Source organism: Exiguobacterium sp. s91 (assembly GCF_018618915.1).
GTDB classification, from domain to species: domain Bacteria; phylum Bacillota; class Bacilli; order Exiguobacteriales; family Exiguobacteriaceae; genus Exiguobacterium_A; species Exiguobacterium_A abrahamii.
The window spans coordinates 21,475-41,646 of the sequence record NZ_JACSMZ010000006.1 but is presented as its reverse complement, the minus strand read 5'-3'; the positions used below and the strand labels follow the sequence as shown (position 1 = coordinate 41,646).

20 protein-coding genes and 1 other annotated feature are annotated in these 20,172 nt (G+C 48.2%); all 20 genes read left to right on the top strand.

The window, feature by feature from the left end; genetic code table 11:
• The first annotated feature begins 132 nt into the window (after positions 1 to 132).
• A complete protein-coding gene (rlmB, locus tag KNQ06_RS16435) occupies positions 133 to 816 on the top strand; it encodes a 23S rRNA (guanosine(2251)-2'-O)-methyltransferase RlmB (RefSeq protein ID WP_412767687.1) in 684 nt (227 codons plus the stop codon).
• Entirely contained in the window at positions 813 to 1,343 is a 531-nt protein-coding gene (locus KNQ06_RS16430) for an NYN domain-containing protein (RefSeq protein WP_215148937.1), read from the top strand. The genes rlmB and KNQ06_RS16430 overlap by 4 nt, the downstream gene beginning before the upstream one ends.
• 187 nt (positions 1,344 to 1,530) lie before the next feature.
• On the top strand, positions 1,531 to 2,172 hold the full coding sequence (gene sigH, locus KNQ06_RS16425) for an RNA polymerase sporulation sigma factor SigH (protein ID WP_029343084.1): 642 nt from the start codon (positions 1,531 to 1,533) through the stop codon (positions 2,170 to 2,172).
• Between the two features lie 155 nt (positions 2,173 to 2,327).
• Entirely contained in the window at positions 2,328 to 2,474 is a 147-nt protein-coding gene (gene rpmG, locus KNQ06_RS16420; RefSeq protein ID WP_023466603.1) for a 50S ribosomal protein L33, read from the top strand.
• A gap of 44 nt (positions 2,475 to 2,518) precedes the next feature.
• A complete protein-coding gene (secE, locus tag KNQ06_RS16415; RefSeq protein ID WP_023466605.1) occupies positions 2,519 to 2,689 on the top strand; it encodes a preprotein translocase subunit SecE in 171 nt (56 codons plus the stop codon).
• A gap of 19 nt (positions 2,690 to 2,708) precedes the next feature.
• Positions 2,709 to 3,260, top strand: a complete 552-nt coding sequence (nusG, locus tag KNQ06_RS16410) for a transcription termination/antitermination protein NusG (protein ID WP_023466607.1) — start codon at positions 2,709 to 2,711, stop codon at positions 3,258 to 3,260.
• Positions 3,261 to 3,409: 149 nt separating this feature from the next.
• A complete protein-coding gene (gene rplK / locus KNQ06_RS16405; protein WP_023466609.1) occupies positions 3,410 to 3,835 on the top strand; it encodes a 50S ribosomal protein L11 in 426 nt (141 codons plus the stop codon).
• A gap of 117 nt (positions 3,836 to 3,952) precedes the next feature.
• A complete protein-coding gene (rplA, locus tag KNQ06_RS16400) occupies positions 3,953 to 4,639 on the top strand; it encodes a 50S ribosomal protein L1 (RefSeq protein WP_023466610.1) in 687 nt (228 codons plus the stop codon).
• A 55-nt stretch (positions 4,640 to 4,694) separates the two neighbouring features.
• Positions 4,695 to 4,846 (top strand) — a sequence feature (ribosomal protein L10 leader region).
• A 50-nt stretch (positions 4,847 to 4,896) separates the two neighbouring features.
• A complete protein-coding gene (rplJ, locus tag KNQ06_RS16395; RefSeq protein WP_023466611.1) occupies positions 4,897 to 5,403 on the top strand; it encodes a 50S ribosomal protein L10 in 507 nt (168 codons plus the stop codon).
• Between the two features lie 76 nt (positions 5,404 to 5,479).
• Positions 5,480 to 5,848: a 50S ribosomal protein L7/L12 gene (rplL, locus tag KNQ06_RS16390; RefSeq protein ID WP_023466613.1), complete on the top strand. Its 369-nt coding sequence runs from the start codon at positions 5,480 to 5,482 to the stop codon at positions 5,846 to 5,848.
• Positions 5,849 to 5,930: 82 nt separating this feature from the next.
• A complete protein-coding gene (locus KNQ06_RS16385; RefSeq protein ID WP_023466614.1) occupies positions 5,931 to 6,527 on the top strand; it encodes a class I SAM-dependent methyltransferase in 597 nt (198 codons plus the stop codon).
• A gap of 231 nt (positions 6,528 to 6,758) precedes the next feature.
• Positions 6,759 to 10,316 (top strand): DNA-directed RNA polymerase subunit beta, encoded by a 3,558-nt coding sequence (gene rpoB / locus KNQ06_RS16380; RefSeq protein WP_064300988.1) that lies wholly within the window; start codon positions 6,759 to 6,761, stop codon positions 10,314 to 10,316.
• Positions 10,317 to 10,336: 20 nt separating this feature from the next.
• A complete protein-coding gene (rpoC, locus tag KNQ06_RS16375) occupies positions 10,337 to 13,936 on the top strand; it encodes a DNA-directed RNA polymerase subunit beta' (protein ID WP_050677143.1) in 3,600 nt (1,199 codons plus the stop codon).
• 80 nt (positions 13,937 to 14,016) lie between these two features.
• On the top strand, positions 14,017 to 14,268 hold the full coding sequence (locus KNQ06_RS16370) for a ribosomal L7Ae/L30e/S12e/Gadd45 family protein (RefSeq protein WP_023466620.1): 252 nt from the start codon (positions 14,017 to 14,019) through the stop codon (positions 14,266 to 14,268).
• Positions 14,269 to 14,393: 125 nt separating this feature from the next.
• Positions 14,394 to 14,813, top strand: coding sequence for a 30S ribosomal protein S12 (gene rpsL / locus KNQ06_RS16365; RefSeq protein WP_023466621.1), 420 nt, complete (start codon positions 14,394 to 14,396; stop codon positions 14,811 to 14,813).
• A gap of 49 nt (positions 14,814 to 14,862) precedes the next feature.
• Positions 14,863 to 15,333, top strand: a complete 471-nt coding sequence (rpsG, locus tag KNQ06_RS16360) for a 30S ribosomal protein S7 (RefSeq protein WP_023466623.1) — start codon at positions 14,863 to 14,865, stop codon at positions 15,331 to 15,333.
• A gap of 124 nt (positions 15,334 to 15,457) precedes the next feature.
• Positions 15,458 to 17,536: an elongation factor G gene (gene fusA, locus KNQ06_RS16355; protein WP_050677142.1), complete on the top strand. Its 2,079-nt coding sequence runs from the start codon at positions 15,458 to 15,460 to the stop codon at positions 17,534 to 17,536.
• Positions 17,537 to 17,653: 117 nt separating this feature from the next.
• Complete coding sequence (gene tuf, locus KNQ06_RS16350; protein ID WP_058266098.1) at positions 17,654 to 18,841, top strand: elongation factor Tu; 1,188 nt, start codon at positions 17,654 to 17,656, stop codon at positions 18,839 to 18,841.
• Positions 18,842 to 19,157: 316 nt separating this feature from the next.
• Positions 19,158 to 19,466, top strand: coding sequence for a 30S ribosomal protein S10 (gene rpsJ, locus KNQ06_RS16345; protein WP_029343090.1), 309 nt, complete (start codon positions 19,158 to 19,160; stop codon positions 19,464 to 19,466).
• A gap of 68 nt (positions 19,467 to 19,534) precedes the next feature.
• Entirely contained in the window at positions 19,535 to 20,161 is a 627-nt protein-coding gene (gene rplC, locus KNQ06_RS16340; RefSeq protein ID WP_023466629.1) for a 50S ribosomal protein L3, read from the top strand.
• Positions 20,162 to 20,172: the final 11 nt, after the last annotated feature.

The window sequence follows — 20,172 nt, the reverse complement described above, 5'->3', positions numbered from 1 at the left end:
CGCCCAGCACAAGAGAAACGAAAAGCCGCTCCGGTCAAGGAACAGCCCGTCGCGATCGAACCACTCGAAGAAGGACAAGATTTCTTGTCAGGTCGTAATCCGGTCCTAGAGGCATTGCGGAGTGGACGAGAGATGAACAAGCTGTTCTTGCAGGAAGGACAACAAAAAGGACCGCTTGCCGTCATCCATGCGATGGCGCAGGAAGCGGGCATCCAAATCCAGCTCGTACCGCGTTCACGGTTAACCGGTTTAGCTGGAACGGAAAATCACCAAGGTGTCGTCGCAGCGGTTGCTGCGTATGAGTACGCCGAGATGGAAGATATCTTCGAGCTTGCACGTCAAAAGGATGAAACACCGCTCTTGATCATGCTTGATGAACTCGAGGATCCACATAATCTCGGGTCGATCTTGCGGACGGCAGATGCTGTCGGAGCACACGGGATCATCATTCCGAAGCGTCGCTCAGTCGGATTGACGCAAGTCGTCGCGAAGGCATCAACAGGCGCAATCGAACATATCCCGGTCGTTCGCGTGACGAACCTCGCTCGGACGATGGAGGATCTAAAGAAACAAGGCATCTGGTTCGTCGGAACGGATGCACGTGAAAGTGACGACTACCGGACACTCGATGGTACGATGCCGCTCGGAATCGTCATTGGAAGTGAAGGAAAAGGAATGAGCCGGCTCGTACGTGAGAAATGTGACTTCCTCGTCCACCTCCCGATGGCAGGACATGTCACGTCGCTCAACGCATCGGTTGCGGCTTCGCTATTATTATATGAAGTCTACCGGACTAGAAAGCCGTATGCGCGATGAAATATGATCGCCTCATCGTAGATGGCTACAATATCATTGGCGCATGGCCAGAATTTCGGACGTTGCGGGAGCAAGACTTTGAATTAGCACGGGAACGGTTGATTCATGCGATGGCGGAGTACCAAGCCGTCACAGGGATCAGCGTTACGATCGTCTTTGATGCCTATCTGCAACCAGGGCGTGAGTCTCGGATGCTAAAAAGCGGAATCGATATCGTCTATACACGAGAAAACGAGACGGCGGACGAGTGGATTGAGAAAACCGCCGCTGACTGGCTGCAGGATATCCGGGTCAAGCTGACGGTAGCGACGAACGACTACACGGAGCAATGGGTCATCTTCACGCTTGGAGCACTCCGTATATCAGCGCAGGAACTCCGGCGTGAGTGGAAAGCAGCAGTTGTCGTCATCAAGCAACAAACGACGTCTGCGAAAACGACGGCTCAACCGCGCTCGAAGATTGATTTACCGGAAGACGTCGTCGCGCGCCTCGAAGCGATTCGTCGACGAAAGAATTCAGATACATGATATGAACCATTCGTATGAGCAATCCGCCGTTCTCCTTCATTCGAGAGCGGTGGATTTTTTTGTGGAAAAGATACATTTTGGATACAACAAAAGAGGTCATGCCAATTTTCATTGTCGTGCGACAGGTAATTATTGTATAATTAAAAACAATTGAACTATTCGTCAATGATGCTTGGAGGGATATAGGATGAGTTTGGTTTCGTTCGACCAGTTTGAGTGCATGACCGATGAAGCGCTTGTAGAACAAGCGAAAGAGTTCGATAACAGCGATGCGCTCGAATTTTTGATCGAGCGGTATCGAAATTTCGTACGTGCCAAAGCCCGTTCTTACTTTTTGATCGGGGCAGACCGGGAAGACATCATTCAAGAAGGAATGATCGGTCTCTATAAGGCTGTACGGGATTACCGAACGGATAAGCTCGCCTCGTTTAAAGGATTTGCCGAATTATGCATCACGCGACAGATGATCACTGCGATCAAGACGGCGACACGTCAGAAACATATCCCGTTGAACTCGTACATCTCGCTCGATAAACCGATCTATGACGATGAATCGGAGCGGACGTTACTTGATATCATCACGTCGACAGCACCTTCTGATCCACAAATCTTGATCATCAACCGGGAAGAATACGCAGACATCGAATCGAAGATGGATGAGATTCTGAGCGACCTCGAACGGAAGGTCCTCGCGCTCTATCTCGACGGACGGACGTATCAGGAAATCTCTGACGACCTCGATCGTCATGTCAAATCGATCGACAATGCCTTGCAACGCGTCAAGCGTAAGCTTGAGCGTTATCTCGAAGCACGAAAGATGACGGTCTAACAGAGAGGTAGATTGACCGTAATCCCTTCCTATGCTACTGTATAACTAGCGCCTTACTAGCGAGACGCCGCTCATAGGCGTTTTTTTTTACGCTCTTTTTCGGAAGGAAAGTACCTTAACAGAAGAGAAGAGTGGCAAAGAAGGAGGACTTTGAGATGGCGAAGAAAGTAGGCCTTGCTTGTGATAATTGCGGTGCCCGCGACTATACGACGATGAAAAAAGAGGACGTCACTGTCCGCTTGGAATTGAAGAAATTCTGCCGTCGTTGTAACGCGCATACGATTCATAAAGAAGCGAAATAAGGCTTCATCTGTCCCGATTTATTACATCCTGGAGGGAAAGTACGATGAAATTTTTGCGTGACGTATGGAATGAATTGAAAAAGACGAGCTGGCCAAAACGGAAAGAGCTGACGAAATACACATTGACGGTCATCGGTATGGTGATCTTCATGGGTGTCTTCATCTTCGGCGTCGATTCAGGGCTTAGCGCATTGATGAGCTGGTTGATTAAGTAAAAAGAAGAGGTGGCCTACCATGGAGAAACAATGGTTTGTCGTCCAAACGTATTCCGGATTTGAAAACAACGTCAAGGCGAACCTTGAACGTCGGATTGAATCCATGAACATGGACGAAAAAATCTTCCGTGTACTCGTTCCGATTGAAACGGTACAAGAAGAAGTAACGAACAAAAAGGGAGAAACGAAAATCAAGGAACGTGAAGTCAAGATCTTCCCGGGGTATGTCCTCGTCGAGATGGTCATGACGGATGATTCTTGGTATGTCGTCCGGAATACTCCGAACGTCACGGGCTTCCTCGGATCAGTCGGCGGCGGTTCAAAACCGACACCACTCCTTCCGGAAGAAGCAGAAAACATCCTTGGATCAATGGGTCTCGTCGATCTGAAGAGCCGTTACGACTTCTCACTCGGACAAATCGTCCGAATCAAAGAAGGAGCTTTCGAGAATCTCGAAGGTACGATCGAGGAGCTTGATACAGATGCTGAGAAAATGAAAGTCTCTGTTGATATGTTCGGTCGCGAAACGAAGGTCGAGCTTGATTTCGCACAGGTCGATAAAATCGATTAAGTTTCCTATTGCGAATGTTTTGTTTTAATGATACAATTTTTCGTGTTTGATGTTGTGCTTATTTCGATAAATAACTCGTCGAATAGAATGAGTGGGAGGACGCGCAACGTCCAATTAAACCACATTAAAGAATTAAGGAGGTGTGTCTCGTGGCGAAGAAGGTTATGAAACTCGTAAAACTTCAAATTCCTGCGGGCAAAGCAAACCCAGCTCCACCAGTTGGACCGGCACTCGGTCAAGCAGGTGTGAACATCATGGGCTTCTGTAAAGAGTTCAACGCTCGTACACAAGACCAAGCCGGCTTGATTATCCCTGTAGTCATCACGGTTTTTGAAGATCGTTCATTCACATTCATCACTAAAACTCCTCCAGCAGCAGTTCTCTTGAAGAAAGCAGCTGGAATTGAGAGTGGTTCAGGTGAACCGAACCGTAAGAAAGTAGCGACTGTCAAACGTGACAAAGTTCGTGAAATCGCTGAAACAAAAATGCCAGACCTTAACGCATCATCTGTTGAAACAGCAATGTTGATGGTTGAAGGTACTGCACGTTCTATGGGTATCGTAATCGAAGACTAATGTCTTTTTGATTACCATGAACAACGATGAGGGTCGCAGGCGGATAGTTTCTTGAAGCCTGCTACCCTTTCATTATGTGGGAGGATTTTCCGCACAACCACAAAGGAGGAACCTAAAATGGGTAAGAAGTACAAAGAAGCTGCTAAGCTTATCGATCGTACGGTTTCATACGAACTCGCAGAAGCTGTAGATTTGACTAAAAAATCTGCAACTGCGAAATTCGATGAGACTATCGAATTGGCTGTTCGTCTCGGAGTAGATCCGAAGAAAGCAGACCAACAAATCCGTGGAGCAGTCGTATTGCCACACGGTACTGGTAAAACACAAAAAGTTCTCGTCTTCGCGAAAGGTGAGAAATTAAAAGAAGCGGAAGCTGCTGGAGCAGATTACGCTGGTGATGCTGAGTACATCAACAAAATCCAACAAGGATGGTTCGACTTCGACGTTATCGTCGCGACACCAGACATGATGGGTGAAGTTGGTAAACTTGGTCGCGTTCTCGGACCAAAAGGCCTCATGCCAAACCCGAAAACAGGTACAGTTACATTTGACGTCACAAAAGCAATCAACGATATCAAAGCTGGTAAAGTTGAGTACCGTGTCGACAAATCAGGTAACATCCACGTTCCTGTCGGTAAAAAATCATTCGATAACGAGAAACTCGTTGAGAACATCAACACAGTTATCGAAACTCTCGTAAAAGTTAAGCCTGCTACTGCTAAAGGTGTATACCTTAAGAACATCGCGATCGCTTCTACAATGGGTCCTGGTGTAAAAGTATCTTCAGCTGACTTCGCGAAATAATTTCGTCTAAAACGAACTTGACAACGTTCTAAGAACGCTGTTACAGTATAAAACGTTGATATATTTCGACATACCGTAGACAGAAGGTGCTCACATGGGCATAAATCCTTCCGAGGTGTTCTTGCTCAGAGAGCCTGTTTGTTCAGGTATCCTTTTTGACGATTACGCCTCCTCTGCTCTGCAGACGGAGGCTTTTTATTTGAAATCGAGCAGCCCCTCGCACCGGTACATTTCATCTACCAGGAGGTGCAACAGAAATGGCAAACGAAAAAGTTATCGCTGTCAAAGCGGATCTCGTATCTGAGATCGCTGAGAAACTCCAAGCGAGCGCAGGAACAGTTGTCGTCGACTACCGTGGTCTCACAGTAGAAGAAGTCACTGAACTTCGTAAACAACTCCGCGAAGCGGGCGTTGAATTCAAAGTTTACAAAAACGGTCTCCTCCGCCGCGCGGCAGTTCAAAGCAACCTCGAAGGTCTTGATGAAGTCTTCACAGGTCCTAGTGCGATCGCCTTCAGCAATGAAGACGTTATCGCGCCAGCTAAGATCTTGAACGACTTCGCTAAAACGCACAAGGCTCTCGAACTTAAAGGTGGTATCATCGAAGGCAAAGTCACTTCAGTAGAAGATGTCAAAGCCCTTGCGGAACTTCCATCACGCGAAGGTCTCCTTTCGATGCTCCTCAGCGTGCTTCAAGCGCCAATCCGTGGACTCGCGGTGGCAACGAACGCAATCGCAGAGCAAAAAGAAGAACAATCTGCTTAATTTCTGCTTAGCGGGATAGGCAACCAACACAATTTTCACACCCCAACGTGGGCTAAATCAAAGGAGGAAAACCATAATGGCTTTCAACAAAGAGCAATTTATCGAAGACCTCAAGGGCATGACTGTTCTTGAACTTAACGAACTCGTAAAAACAATCGAAGAAGAATTCGGCGTATCAGCAGCAGCTCCAGTAGCAGTTGCAGGTGCTGGCGCAGGCGCAGCAGCTGAAGAGCAAACTGAATTCGACGTTATCCTTACTAACGCTGGATCTGGTAAAATCAACGTCATCAAAGCAGTTCGCGAATTGACTGGTCTCGGTCTTAAAGAAGCGAAAGCTCTCGTAGACGGAACTCCAGCACCAGTTAAAGAAGGCGTTTCGAAAGAAGACGCTGAAGCAATGAAAGCTAAGCTTGAAGAAGCTGGCGCTACTGTAGAAGTTAAGTAATTTTCTTCTTCCGTAGAAACAAGAGAAGCTCGCATTGCGAGCTTCTTTTGTTTTCATCTTTTACATGAGAGGGGAAGGAAACATGGCGGATCATTACTATACGAATGACCCTTCATCGAAACGAGATCCGAAGACGTGGGAATATGTCCTGCGTGGTCAGACGCTCCGCTTTACATCGGACCATGGTGTCTTTTCGAAGAACGGAATCGATTTTGGTTCCCGTCTGTTGATTGAGGCATTCACGGAACCGGCTGTAGCGGGAGACATCTTGGATGTCGGTTGCGGATACGGACCGATGGGCATCGCGCTCTCGAAGTCGACGGGTCGTCCGGCGCACTTGATCGATGTCAATGAACGGGCGCTCGAACTAGCGGCAGACAATGCGCGCGCGAACGGTGTTTCCGTGACGACCGGTGTGAGTGACGGGTATGATGGGGTAGGCGAATCGACATTCGCAGCGATCGTGACGAATCCACCGATTCGGGCGGGAAAAACGGTCGTTCATCGTATTCTCCGGGAAGCGTATGATCACCTTGTCGTCGGCGGCGAGCTTTGGGTCGTCATTCAAAAGAAACAAGGTGGACCATCAGCGAAGAAATTGATGGAAGACGTATTCGGTATGTGTGAGACAGTTACCCGCGATAAAGGGTACTCGATATTTAAATCAATTCGGTCTTGACAAATCGAAGGATTTGTCGTTGACCGCATGTTGTGTCTATGATAGTATTATAAAATGCCATTGGAGTGATTTTTGGATAAGATGTTTGAAAGCAGCTGGCGTTCTCGACTACAGATGATTGAGTAGACAAGACGTCGCTTTTTTGCGCTTATCAATCAAAAAATGGCTTCAATGTTCGATATTACACCCGTCCTTCTCTATAAGAAGAAGTGGGTCTGAGAGGTGAATCAGTTGACTGGTCAACTTGTTCAGTACGGTCGTCACCGTCAGAGAAGAAGCTATGCACGTATCAGCGAAGTATTGGAACTTCCAAACTTAATCGAGATTCAAACGAATTCGTATGAGTGGTTCCTGCGGGAAGGTCTTCGTGAGATGTTTCATGACATTTCGCCGATTTCCGATTTCACAGGGAATCTCGTATTAGAATTCATCGACTACTCGCTCGGAGAGCCGAAGTATTCGATCGATGAATCGAAAGAGCGCGACGTGACCTATTCGGCACCACTACGCGTTAAAGTCCGTCTTCAAAATAAAGAGACGGGTGAATTGAAAGAACAAGAAGTCTTCATGGGTGACTTCCCGCTTATGACGGAGTCGGGAACATTCATCATCAATGGAGCGGAGCGCGTAATCGTTTCGCAGCTTGTTCGTTCGCCAAGTGTTTATTACAACAATAAGTTAGATAAGAACGGTAAGCGTGGATTCTCCGCGACAGTCATCCCAAACCGTGGTGCATGGCTCGAGCTCGAGACAGACGCGAAAGACATCGTTTATGTTCGCATTGATCGCACGCGTAAGATTCCAGTAACGGTTCTTTTACGTGCTCTTGGTTTCGGTACGGATCAGGAAATCATCGATCTTCTCGGTGATGATGAGTACCTCCGGAATTCACTTGAAAAAGATAATACGGAATCAACGGAAAAAGCCCTCATCGAGATTTATGAGCGTCTACGTCCGGGAGAGCCGCCGACAGTCGAAAACGCAAAAGCGTTGCTCGTGTCGCGCTTCTTTGACCCGAAACGTTATGATTTGGCAAACGTTGGTCGTTATAAAATCAATAAAAAGCTTCATCTTAAGAACCGTCTCTTCGGTCAAAAACTCGCGGAAACGCTTGTTGATCCTGAGACAGGTGAAGTCATCGCGGAAGCAGGAACGGTCCTTGATCGTCGTATGCTCGATAAAGTCCTTCCATTCCTCGAAGGATCCGTTGGTTACATCGAAGCGACGCCTACAGGCGGCGTGACGCAGGGTGAGGCTTTCAACTTACAGTCAATCAAGGTGTTCGCACCGGACGATGCTGAAGGTGAACGCATCATCAATATCATCGGTAACGGTAACATCGATCGTGACATCAAGCACATCACGCCTGCTGACATGATTGCTTCCATCAACTACTTCTTCAACTTATTGCATGAAGTCGGTACGACAGACGATATCGACCACCTCGGTAACCGTCGTCTTCGTTCAGTCGGTGAGCTGCTCCAGAACCAATTCCGGATCGGTCTCTCACGGATGGAACGTGTCGTTAAGGAACGGATGTCGATTCAGGATCAGAATGCGATCACGCCACAGGCATTGATCAACATTCGTCCAGTTATCGCATCGATTAAAGAGTTCTTCGGTAGCTCGCAGTTGTCTCAGTTCATGGACCAAACGAACCCGCTTGCGGAATTGACGCACAAACGTCGTCTTTCAGCACTCGGACCTGGTGGTTTGACACGTGAGCGCGCTGGTTTCGAAGTTCGTGACGTACACTACTCGCACTATTCCCGTATGTGTCCGATCGAAACGCCAGAGGGACCAAACATCGGTTTGATCAACTCGTTGTCTTCGTACGCGAAGGTCAATGAGTACGGCTTCATCGAAGCGCCATATCGTCGTGTCGATCCGGAAACGGGCGTTGTCACGGATGAAATCCACTACATGACTGCTGACGAAGAGGATCTCTACGTCGTCGCACAGGCAAACATGTTGTTGACGGAAGAGAAGACGTTTAAAGATTCACACGTCCTTTCACGTTTCCGTGGACAAAACTTGTCTGTCGAACCAGCACGTGTCGATTACATGGACGTTTCACCGAAGCAGGTTGTATCTGCCGCAACGGCTTGTATCCCGTTCCTTGAGAACGATGACTCGAACCGTGCCCTCATGGGAGCGAACATGCAACGTCAGGCCGTCCCACTTCTGAACCCGGAATCTCCGATTGTCGGTACAGGAATGGAGTACGTGTCTGCGAAAGACTCAGGAGCCGCTGTCGTTGCGAAGCACGCAGGGATCGCTGAGCGTGTCACGGCGCGTGAAATCCTTGTCCGTCGTACGACGGAAGTCGATGGCAACATCGTTGAAGGGGAACTCGACCGTTACAAGATTCAAAAATTCATCCGTTCTAATCAAGGAACGTGTTATAACCAAAAACCAATCATCAAAGCAGGCGACCCAGTCGATAAAGGCGAGATCCTTGCAGATGGTCCATCGATGGACGGTGGGGAACTTGCGCTTGGTCGTAACGTACTCGTCGGTTTCATGACATGGGATGGTTACAACTATGAGGATGCTGTCATCATGAGTGAGCGTCTTGTCAAAGACGACGTCTACACATCGATTCACATCGAAGAATACGAATGTGAGTCGCGTGATACGAAACTCGGACCGGAAGAAATCACACGTGATATTCCGAACGTCGGTGATGATGCCTTGAAAAACCTCGACGATCGCGGAATCATCCGCGTCGGTGCGGAAGTCAAGGACGGCGATATCCTCGTCGGTAAAGTTACGCCGAAGGGTGTGACGGAATTGACAGCGGAAGAACGTCTTCTTCATGCAATCTTCGGTGAAAAAGCACGTGAAGTCCGTGATACATCTCTCCGTGTACCACACGGTGGTGATGGAATCATCCTCGACGTCAAAATCTTCGACCGCGATAATGGGGACGAGCTCTCACCTGGTGTCAACCAGTTGATCCGTGCTTACATCGTTCAGAAGCGTAAGATTCACGAGGGTGACAAAATGGCGGGTCGTCACGGTAACAAAGGTGTTATCTCGCGTATCCTTCCAGAAGAAGACATGCCGTACATGCCAGACGGTACGCCAATTGACATCATGTTGAACCCACTTGGGGTTCCATCACGGATGAACATCGGGCAGTTGCTCGAGCTTCACCTCGGGATGGCAGCACGTCAACTCGGCATCAAAGTCGCATCACCGGTATTCGATGGTGCGCGTGAGGAAGATGTTTGGGCAACGATTGAAGAAGCAGGTATGGATCGCGACGCGAAGACTGTCCTTTATGATGGTCGTTCGGGTGAAGCGTTCGATAACCGCATCTCTGTCGGTGTCATGTATATGATTAAACTTGCTCACATGGTCGATGATAAACTTCACGCACGTTCGACAGGACCATACTCACTCGTCACACAACAACCGCTCGGTGGTAAAGCCCAGTTCGGTGGTCAGCGTTTCGGTGAGATGGAAGTATGGGCACTTGAAGCATACGGCGCAGCCTACACGCTCCAAGAGATCCTTACAATCAAGTCGGATGACACGATCGGTCGTGTTAAAGCGTACGAAGCAATCGTCAAAGGTGAGAATGTACCACAACCGGGCGTACCGGAATCGTTCCGAGTCCTCATTAAAGAGCTTCAATCCCTCGGTATGGACGTCAAGATGATGTCTGCTGATGATGAAGAAATCGAAATGCGCGACGAAGACGAGGACAACATCCCGAACGCGACTCCAGCACTCGAAGAAGTTCAAGCGCCTGTCGCACCAGTTGTTACTGAAGAGGAATAAGCGAAAGGGAGGTCCACCCCTTGGTAGATGTTAATAGATTTGAATATATGCAAATCGGCCTCGCTTCCCCCGAAAAGATCCGTTCATGGTCTTTCGGGGAAGTGAAAAAGCCGGAGACGATCAACTATCGTACACTCAAACCGGAGAAAGACGGTTTGTTCTGTGAACGTATCTTTGGTCCAACAAAAGACTGGGAATGTTACTGTGGTAAATACAAACGGATCCGCTATAAAGGAATCATTTGTGACCGCTGTGGCGTTGAAGTCACGAAGTCGAAAGTCCGTCGTGAGCGCATGGGTCACATCGAGCTCGCAGCACCGGTTTCGCACATCTGGTACTTCAAAGGAATTCCTAGCCGTATGGGACTCGTCCTCGACATGTCACCGCGTGCGTTAGAAGAGATCATCTACTTCGCATCGTACGTCGTCACAGATCCAGGCGAATCGACACTTGAGAAGAAACAACTCCTTTCAGAGAAAGAATACCGTGCATATCGTGAGAAGTTCGGTCGTTCGTTCACTGCTGAAATGGGTGCGGAAGCAGTTCGTAAATTGCTCCGTGACGTGGAACTCGATAAAGAAGTCGCTGCATTACGTGAAGAGCTTCGTATGATTCAAGGACAACGTCGTACGCGTGCGATCAAACGCCTTGAAGTCCTCGATGCGTTCCGTAACTCAGGCAACAATCCAGAATGGATGGTGCTTGAAGTACTTCCAGTCATCCCACCGGAACTTCGTCCGATGGTTCAACTCGATGGCGGACGTTTCGCAACGTCTGACTTGAACGACTTGTACCGCCGCGTCATCAACCGTAACAACCGTCTCAAGCGTCTTCTTGACCTTGGCGCTCCGAACATCATCGTTCAGAATGAAAAACGGATGCTTCAAGAAGCAGTCGATGCTTTGATCGATAACGGTCGTCGTGGTCGTCCAGTCACTGGACCAGGTAACCGTCCACTTAAATCACTTTCACACATGTTGAAAGGGAAACAAGGACGTTTCCGTCAAAACTTGCTCGGTAAACGTGTCGACTACTCTGGTCGTTCGGTTATCGTCGTTGGTCCAAACCTGAAGATGTATCAATGTGGTCTTCCAAAAGAAATGGCCCTTGAGCTCTTCAAACCGTTCGTCATGAAAGAACTCGTCTCTCGTGGCATCGCACCGAACATTAAGAGTGCGAAACGGAAAATCGAGCGCGTTCAACCTGAAATCTGGGATGTCCTCGAAGAAGTCATCCGTGAGCATCCGGTTCTCTTGAACCGTGCACCGACACTTCACCGTCTCGGTATCCAGGCATTCGAACCAACGCTCGTCGAAGGACGCGCGATTCGCCTTCACCCACTCGTATGTACGGCATACAACGCCGATTTCGATGGTGACCAAATGGCGGTTCACGTACCACTTTCGGCAGAAGCACAAGCAGAAGCACGTCTTCTCATGCTCGCTGCACAAAACATCTTGAACCCGAAAGACGGTAAACCTGTCGTTACACCATCGCAGGATATGGTCCTCGGTAACTACTACCTCACGCTCGAACGCGAAAACGCGATCGGCGAAGGTAAAATCTTCTCGACAGTGAACGAAGCGCTCATCGCTTACCAAAATGGTTATGCGCACTTCCATACACGTGTTGCGATTCCAGCCGGCGTTCTGAAAAACCCGACATTCACGGAAGAGCAAAACGAGAAATTATTGATTACAACAGTCGGTAAGTTGATCTTCAACGAGATCCTCCCAACGACGTTCCCTTACTTGAACGAACCAACGATGACGAACCTTCAAGAAGCGACGCCAGACAAGTACTTCCTTGAAAAAGGAACAGATGTCGCGGCAGAACTGAAGAACCGTCCGATCATCGACCCGTTCAAAAAAGGATTCCTTGGAAATGTCATCGCGGAAGTCTTCAAACGGTTTGAGACAACAGAAACAAGCCGCATGCTCGACCGCATGAAAAACCTCGGATTCAAACACTCGACTCGTGCCGGTATCACGGTAGGGATCGCGGACATCATCGTTCTTCCGGATAAACAAGAAATTCTTGTTGAAGCGCAGGACAATGTCGACCGCGTCATGAAATCGTACCGTCGTGGTCTCATCACAGAAGACGAGCGCTATGAGCGCGTCGTTAAATCGTGGAATGATGCGAAGGATGAAATTCAGTCTCGTCTGATGAAATCCCTCAACCGTCTCAACCCGATCTTCATGATGAGTGACTCCGGTGCCCGTGGTAACGCGTCGAACTTCACGCAGCTCGCTGGTATGCGTGGACTCATGGCCGCTCCAAGTGGACGGATCATCGAGCTCCCGATCAAATCATCGTTCCGTGAGGGTCTAACGGTACAGGAATACTTCATCTCAACACACGGTGCGCGTAAAGGTCTTGCCGATACAGCCTTGAAAACGGCTGACTCAGGTTACCTGACTCGTCGTCTCGTTGACGTCGCTCAAGACGTCATCATCCGTGAAGATGATTGTGGAACGGATCGTGGTATCCGCGTCACAGCACTCCGTGAAGGAACGGAAGAGATCGAAAGCCTCTACGACCGCCTCGTCGGCCGTACTGCATTCGAAAACGTCGTTCACCCAGAAACAGGAGAAGTCCTCGTTTCAACGAACGAACTCATCGATGAAGACATCGCTCGTGCAATCACGGACGCAGGTGTCGATAACGTTGAGATCCGCACTGCCTTCACATGTAACACAAGCCATGGTGTCTGTAAGAAATGTTACGGACGCAACTTGGCAACAGGCAACGACGTCGAAGTCGGCGAAGCTGTCGGTATCATCGCGGCACAATCAATCGGTGAGCCAGGAACGCAGCTTACGATGCGTACCTTCCACACAGGTGGGGTTGCCGGGGATGATATCACACAAGGTCTTCCGCGTATCCAAGAGTTGTTCGAAGCGCGTAACCCGAAAGGTCAAGCGGTCATCTCGGAAATCGATGGTCAAGTCATCGACTTCACGGAATCGCGTGACAAACGTGAATTGACGGTCCAAGGACTCAGCGAAACACGCACATACACGATCCCATTCGGTTCGCGTCTACGTGTTCAGCTCGGGGACGAGGTCAAAGCCGGTCAAGTCTTCACGGAAGGTTCGATTGATCCGAAAGAACTCTTGAACGTTAAAGGTGTATCCGGCGTTCAGAACTACTTGCTCCAAGAAGTTCAAAAAGTATACCGGATGCAAGGGGTTGAGATCGGTGACAAACACGTCGAGGTCATGGTTCGCCAAATGATCCGTCGCGTACGTGTCATCGAGTCTGGTGAGACTTCACTCTTACCAGGTTCGCTCGTCGATATCAGCACGTTCAAGGAAGCTTGTAAAGAAGCGCTCCGTAACGGGAAAGCTCTCGCTTCGGCGAAACCAGTTCTTCTCGGTATCACGAAAGCGTCACTTGAAACAGATTCATTCCTATCGGCTGCGTCGTTCCAAGAAACGACTCGTGTCCTTACGGATGCAGCGATTAAAGGGAAGAGCGACTACCTTCGCGGCTTGAAAGAGAACGTCATCATCGGTAAGTTGGTTCCAGCTGGTACTGGGATGGCACGTTACCGTCAGATCGATCTCGAAGTAGCTGGCGAAGCACCTGTAGAAGCCGATTCTCCGGTAGAATAAAACGCCTTGACACGCCGGTATGGCGGTGCTACTATGATATAGTGTTGCCAACCGGCTGTGTTATTTTGGAGGATATCTTCATGTCTTACAAAAAAGTAGTCGGCGCAGATTTGAAGTTTGTCGGTCAAAAGCAAACGCTCAAAGCATTGCGATCTGGCAAGGCGTCGGAAGTGATCATTGCGGATGACGCAGATGAACACGTAAAACAAGCATTGCTCGATGCGGCGAAACAAGCTAACGTTCCAGTCGTGAATGTTCCTTCTAAGCAAGAGCTTGGAAAAGCTTGTGGAATCGATGTCGCAGCAACCGCTGTTGCCATTAAGAAAGTTTGATAATGCGTTTTGTGTGGCGATGGAATGCCTGAGCCACGCAAAACGTTTCATTATGACTTTCGATGAACCACCCGGCTCGGTGGTTTTGAAATTTGTCATGAATTCAGGAAGGGAGGATCTCAAAGATGCCTACTATCAACCAATTAGTCCGTAAAGGACGTCAATCAAAAGTTGTGAAATCAGATTCGCCAGCGCTGAACAAAGGGTACAACAGCTTCATTAAAGCTCGTACTGACATCAGCTCACCACAAAAACGTGGTGTTTGTACTCGTGTAGGTACAATGACTCCGAAGAAACCGAACTCGGCTCTTCGTAAATACGCACGTGTACGTTTGACGAACACAATGGAAGTAACAGCTTACATCCCAGGTATCGGCCACAACCTTCAAGAGCACAGTGTTGTTCTTATCCGCGGCGGCCGCGTAAAAGACTTACCAGGGGTACGTTACCACATCGTTCGTGGTGCGCTTGATACAGCTGGTGTTGACGGCCGTATGCAAGGTCGTTCGAAATACGGTACTAAACGTCCTAAAGTTAAAAAATAATCTAGATATCTTAAGATATCACCTCACTATATGAAAGGAGGGACTCGGAATGCCACGTAAAGGTCAAGCAGAACGTCGTGATGTAATGGCTGATCCGATCTACAACTCTAAACTCGTTACCCGCCTTATCAACCGTCTTATGTTAGATGGTAAAAAAGGTACTGCTCAACAAATCTTATACAAAGCTTTCGAAACTATCGCTGAACGTTCAGGTCGCGATGCAATGGAAGTCTTTGAAGAAGCGATGAACAACATCATGCCAGTTCTTGAAGTTAAAGCACGCCGTGTAGGTGGAGCTAACTATCAAGTTCCTGTCGAAGTTCGCCCAGAGCGTCGTACGACACTCGCACTTCGTTACCTCGTGAACTACTCACGTCTCCGTAACGAAAAAACTATGGATGCGCGCCTTGCTAACGAAATCATGGACGCTGCAAACAACACTGGTGCTTCTGTTAAGAAGCGCGAAGATATGCACAAAATGGCGGAAGCGAACAAAGCGTTTGCTCACTACCGCTGGTAATTCCGAAAATCACCACCTCATGCATGCCATTTTTAATGGAATTATGAGGTGGCTTTCGGGTATAGTCATGACGTGTGGCAACACACGACCACTAAACTAAAATGCGAAAGGAGAATGTTTAAAGATGGCAAGAGAATTCTCCCTTAAGAACACTCGTAACATCGGGATCATGGCTCACATCGATGCTGGTAAAACAACAACGACTGAGCGTATCCTGTATTACACGGGTCGTATCCACAAGATTGGTGAAACGCACGAAGGTGCTTCACAAATGGACTGGATGGAGCAAGAGCAAGAGCGTGGGATCACGATTACATCGGCAGCAACAACTGCTCAATGGAAAGGTAACCGCGTAAACATCATCGATACACCTGGACACGTAGACTTCACAGTTGAGGTTGAACGTTCACTTCGCGTACTTGATGGTGCGGTAGCAGTACTTGACGCTCAGTCTGGTGTTGAGCCACAAACTGAGACAGTATGGCGCCAAGCTACAACTTACGGCGTACCACGTATCGTTTTCGTTAACAAAATGGATAAAATCGGTGCAGACTTCTTGTACTCGGTTGGAACGCTTCGCGAACGCCTCCAAGCGAACGCACACGCGATCCAAATTCCAATCGGTGCGGAAGATGAATTCAAAGGAATCATCGACCTCGTCGAACAGAAAACATACATGTACGGCAACGATCTCGGAACTGACATCGAAGTGACTGACGGTTTCCCAGCTGATCTCGCTGATCAAGCTGAAGAACTCCGTGGATCATTGATCGAAGCAGTTGCGGATTACGAAGAAGAATTGATGATGAAATACCTCGAGGGTGAAGAAATCACAATCGACGAGTTGAAAGCGGCTATCCGTAAAGCAACTCTGACAGTTGACTTCTATCCTGTACTCGTAGGTTCGGCATTCAAGAACAAAGGTGTTCAGCTTATGCTTGACGCAGTTCTCGATTACCTCCCATCACCAATCGACGTAAAAGCGATCTCAGGTATCGACATGGATACGGATGAAGAAATCGTGCGTGAGTCTTCGGACGAAGCACCATTCTCTGCACTCGCGTTCAAAGTCATGACTGACCCTTACGTCGGTAAACTTACATTCTTCCGTGTGTACTCTGGTACAGCTTCGGCAGGATCGTACGTTAAAAACTCAACAAAAGGCAAACGTGAGCGTCTTGGACGTATCCTTCAAATGCACGCAAACAGCCGTGAAGAGATCCCGATGGTATACGCGGGTGACATCGCTGCAGCTGTAGGTTTGAAAGATACAACTACTGGAGATACGCTTTGTGCAGAGAAAGACAACGTCGTTCTCGAATCAATGACATTCCCAGAACCAGTTATCTCGGTCGCTATCGAACCAAAAACGAAAGCTGACCAAGATAAAATGGGTCAAGCCCTCGCTAAGCTTGCTGAAGAGGATCCAACGTTCCGCACTGAAACAAACCCAGAGACTGGTCAAACGATCATCTCAGGTATGGGTGAGCTTCACCTCGACATCATCGTTGACCGTATGCGTCGCGAGTTCAAAGTCGAAGCAAACGTTGGTGCTCCACAAGTAGCTTACCGTGAAACGATCCGCCAAGCGGCGAAGATCGATTCGAAGTTCGCTCGTCAATCTGGTGGTCGTGGTCAGTATGGTCACGTCGTCGTAGAATTCGAGCCGAACGAAGAAGGCGCTGGCTTCGAGTTCAACAACAAAATCGTCGGTGGTGTTGTTCCACGTGAATACATCCCAGCGGTTGAGCACGGAATCGAAGAAGCACTTCAAAACGGTATCCTTGCTGGTTACCCGGTCGTTGACGTAAAAGCTTCACTCGTCTTCGGATCGTACCACGATGTCGACTCAAACGAGATGGCATTTAAAGTTGCGGCTTCAATGGCAGTCAAACAACTTAAAGATAAGAGCGGCGCTGTTATCCTTGAGCCAATGATGAAAGTTGAAATCGTCATCCCAGACGAATACATGGGAGACATCATGGGTGATGTTACATCACGCCGTGGTCGCGTAGAAGGTATGGAAGCACGCGGTAACGCTCAAGTTGTCCGTTCAATGATTCCACTTTCTGAAATGTTCGGATACGCTACTGGTCTTCGTTCACGCACACAAGGTCGCGGAACGTACTCGATGCACTTCGATCACTACGAAGAAGTACCGAAATCAGTTGCGGAAGAAATCATCAAAAAAGCAAACGGCTAATCCTTCACAGGTTGTCACGCTTTTATGATTAGTGTAAGCTAAGGAAGGTGTACGTTATCTTACGACTCACCTTCCTAGTTATAAAAAATTATTAGACACATAGAGGAGGAATTCAGAATGGGTAAGGAAAAATTCGACCGTTCTAAACCGCACGTTAACGTTGGTACAATCGGCCACGTCGACCACGGTAAAACAACTTTAACAGCAGCTATCTCAGCTGTACTTGCAAAAGCACAAGGTAAAGCTGCAACTAAGTTTGACCAAATCGATGGTGCTCCAGAAGAGCGCGAGCGCGGTATCACAATCGCAACAGCTCACATCGAGTACGAAACAGAAAAACGCCACTATGCACACGTTGACTGCCCAGGTCACGCTGACTATGTTAAAAACATGATCACTGGTGCTGCACAAATGGACGGCGCGATCCTCGTTGTTTCTGCAACAGATGGTCCAATGCCACAAACACGTGAGCACATCTTGCTTTCACGTCAAGTAGGTGTTCCTTTCATCGTAGTATTCATGAACAAAGTTGACATGGTTGACGACGAAGAGCTTCTTGAGCTCGTCGAAATGGAAATCCGTGAGCTTCTTTCTGAGTACGACTTCCCAGGTGATGACCTCCCAGTTATCCAAGGTTCTGCTCTTGGCGCGCTTAACGGCGAAGCTAAATGGGAAGAAAAAATTCTTGAACTCATGTCAGCTGTCGATGAGTACATCCCAGAACCAACTCGTGACACTGAAAAAGACTTCATGATGCCAGTTGAGGATGTCTTCTCAATCACTGGTCGTGGTACAGTTGCTACTGGCCGCGTTGAGCGTGGAGTTCTTAAAGTCAACGACGAGATCGAAATCGTTGGTCTTCACGAAGAAACTAAAAAATCAGTATGTACTGGTGTAGAGATGTTCCGTAAGCTTCTTGACTATGCTGAAGCTGGCGACAACATCGGTGCTCTTCTCCGTGGTGTATCACGTGACGACATCGAGCGTGGACAAGTTCTCGCGAAACCAAACACAATCACACCACACAAAAAGTTCAAAGCGCAAGTTTACGTTCTTTCTAAAGAAGAGGGTGGCCGTCACACGCCATTCTTCGCGAACTACCGCCCGCAGTTCTACTTCCGTACAACTGACGTAACTGGTATGGTTCAACTTCCAGAAGGTACTGAAATGGTTATGCCTGGGGACAACATCGAAATGACTGTTGAACTCATCGCACCAATCGCTCTTGAAAAAGAAACTCGTTTCTCAATCCGTGAAGGTGGCCGTACAGTAGGCGCTGGATCAGTTACAGAAATCGTTGAGTAATTTTTAAGACAAAGGTCTTCCGTCTCCCGTGGCGGAAGACCTTTTTTCATTTCTTTGAAAACAGTCTTGCAACATGGTCTGACATCTTATATACTGAGGAAAGTGTTTGTGCGAGTGGTGAGAGACTTGAATACATATTCTATTTTATTAGTGCTTGCATTCTTGCTGGTGATTCAGTATGATAGAATATGTTGGTCACAAACACAACGCGATGAAGCGGGAGGTTATGACACACCAGGCGGCATTGCCATGGCTAGTGTGGAAATTTCCGCGGAGAATGTCTATTTACGAAATAGGCGAAAAGGAGGGAAATAACATGGCAAATGAAAAAATTCGGATCCGTTTGAAAGCATACGATCACCGCGTGCTTGATCAATCGGCTGAGAAGATTGTCGACACAGCAAAACGTTCAGGTGCTACTGTATCTGGTCCGATCCCACTCCCAACGGAGAAAGCGGTCTACACAGTACTTCGTGCCGTTCACAAGTACAAAGATGCTCGTGAGCAGTTCGAAATGCGTACACACAAACGTTTGATCGACATCGTTAACCCAACACCGAAAACTGTTGATGCGCTTATGCGTCTCGAACTTCCATCGGGCGTTGACATCGAAATCAAACTTTAATTTTTCTTCTATAGATAGTTGATACTAGCCAGAAGATCAAAATCATTCAATATTAGGAGGTGTATCTCATGGCTAAAGGAATCTTAGGAACTAAACTCGGTATGACACAAATCTTCAACGAGTCAGGCGAAGTCGTCCCTGTTACTGTCGTTTCAGTCGAAGGTAACGTTGTTCTTCAATTGAAAACAACGGAAGTTGACGGTTACGAAGCAGTTCAACTCGGCTTTGGTGATATCAAAGAAGGTCGTCAAAACAAACCGCAAAAAGGTCACGCTGCGAAAGCAAACGCGACACCTAAGCGCTTCATTAAAGAAATCCGTACATCAGTAGCAGATTTCGAAATCGGTCAAGAGATTAAAGCAGATACTTTCGCTGCAGGCGAAATGGTTGATGTAACAGGTACGTCGAAAGGTAAAGGTTTCGCTGGTGCAATCAAGCGTCACAACCAATCACGTGGTCCAATGGCTCACGGTTCGCGTTACCACCGTCGCCCAGGTTCAATGGGTCCTGTTGCTCCTAACCGTGTATTCAAAGGGAAATTGCTCCCTGGACGCATGGGTGGAGAGCAAATCACTGTTCAAAACCTTGAAATCGTAAAAGTTGATGCAGAACGCGGCTTACTCCTCGTCAAGGGTGCTATCCCAGGCGCACGTAAGAGCCAAGTTGTCATCAAAACTGCGGTTAAAGGCAACTAATCCGTTTGCAA

Bases quoted from the DNA above. Each gene is read 5' to 3' on its own strand.
- rlmB (WP_412767687.1), top strand. From the start codon at position 133: ATGAACAAGCTGTTCTTGCAGGAAGGACAACAAAAAGGACCGCTTGCC.
- KNQ06_RS16430 (WP_215148937.1), top strand. From the start codon at position 813: ATGAAATATGATCGCCTCATCGTAGATGGCTACAATATCATTGGCGCA.
- sigH (WP_029343084.1), top strand. From the start codon at position 1,531: ATGAGTTTGGTTTCGTTCGACCAGTTTGAGTGCATGACCGATGAAGCG.
- rpmG (WP_023466603.1), top strand. From the start codon at position 2,328: ATGGCGAAGAAAGTAGGCCTTGCTTGTGATAATTGCGGTGCCCGCGAC.
- secE (WP_023466605.1), top strand. From the start codon at position 2,519: ATGAAATTTTTGCGTGACGTATGGAATGAATTGAAAAAGACGAGCTGG.
- nusG (WP_023466607.1), top strand. From the start codon at position 2,709: ATGGAGAAACAATGGTTTGTCGTCCAAACGTATTCCGGATTTGAAAAC.
- rplA (WP_023466610.1), top strand. From the start codon at position 3,953: ATGGGTAAGAAGTACAAAGAAGCTGCTAAGCTTATCGATCGTACGGTT.
- rplJ (WP_023466611.1), top strand. From the start codon at position 4,897: ATGGCAAACGAAAAAGTTATCGCTGTCAAAGCGGATCTCGTATCTGAG.
- rplL (WP_023466613.1), top strand. From the start codon at position 5,480: ATGGCTTTCAACAAAGAGCAATTTATCGAAGACCTCAAGGGCATGACT.
- KNQ06_RS16385 (WP_023466614.1), top strand. From the start codon at position 5,931: ATGGCGGATCATTACTATACGAATGACCCTTCATCGAAACGAGATCCG.
- KNQ06_RS16370 (WP_023466620.1), top strand. From the start codon at position 14,017: ATGTCTTACAAAAAAGTAGTCGGCGCAGATTTGAAGTTTGTCGGTCAA.
- rpsL (WP_023466621.1), top strand. From the start codon at position 14,394: ATGCCTACTATCAACCAATTAGTCCGTAAAGGACGTCAATCAAAAGTT.
- rpsG (WP_023466623.1), top strand. From the start codon at position 14,863: ATGCCACGTAAAGGTCAAGCAGAACGTCGTGATGTAATGGCTGATCCG.
- fusA (WP_050677142.1), top strand. From the start codon at position 15,458: ATGGCAAGAGAATTCTCCCTTAAGAACACTCGTAACATCGGGATCATG.
- tuf (WP_058266098.1), top strand. From the start codon at position 17,654: ATGGGTAAGGAAAAATTCGACCGTTCTAAACCGCACGTTAACGTTGGT.
- rpsJ (WP_029343090.1), top strand. From the start codon at position 19,158: ATGGCAAATGAAAAAATTCGGATCCGTTTGAAAGCATACGATCACCGC.
- rplC (WP_023466629.1), top strand. From the start codon at position 19,535: ATGGCTAAAGGAATCTTAGGAACTAAACTCGGTATGACACAAATCTTC.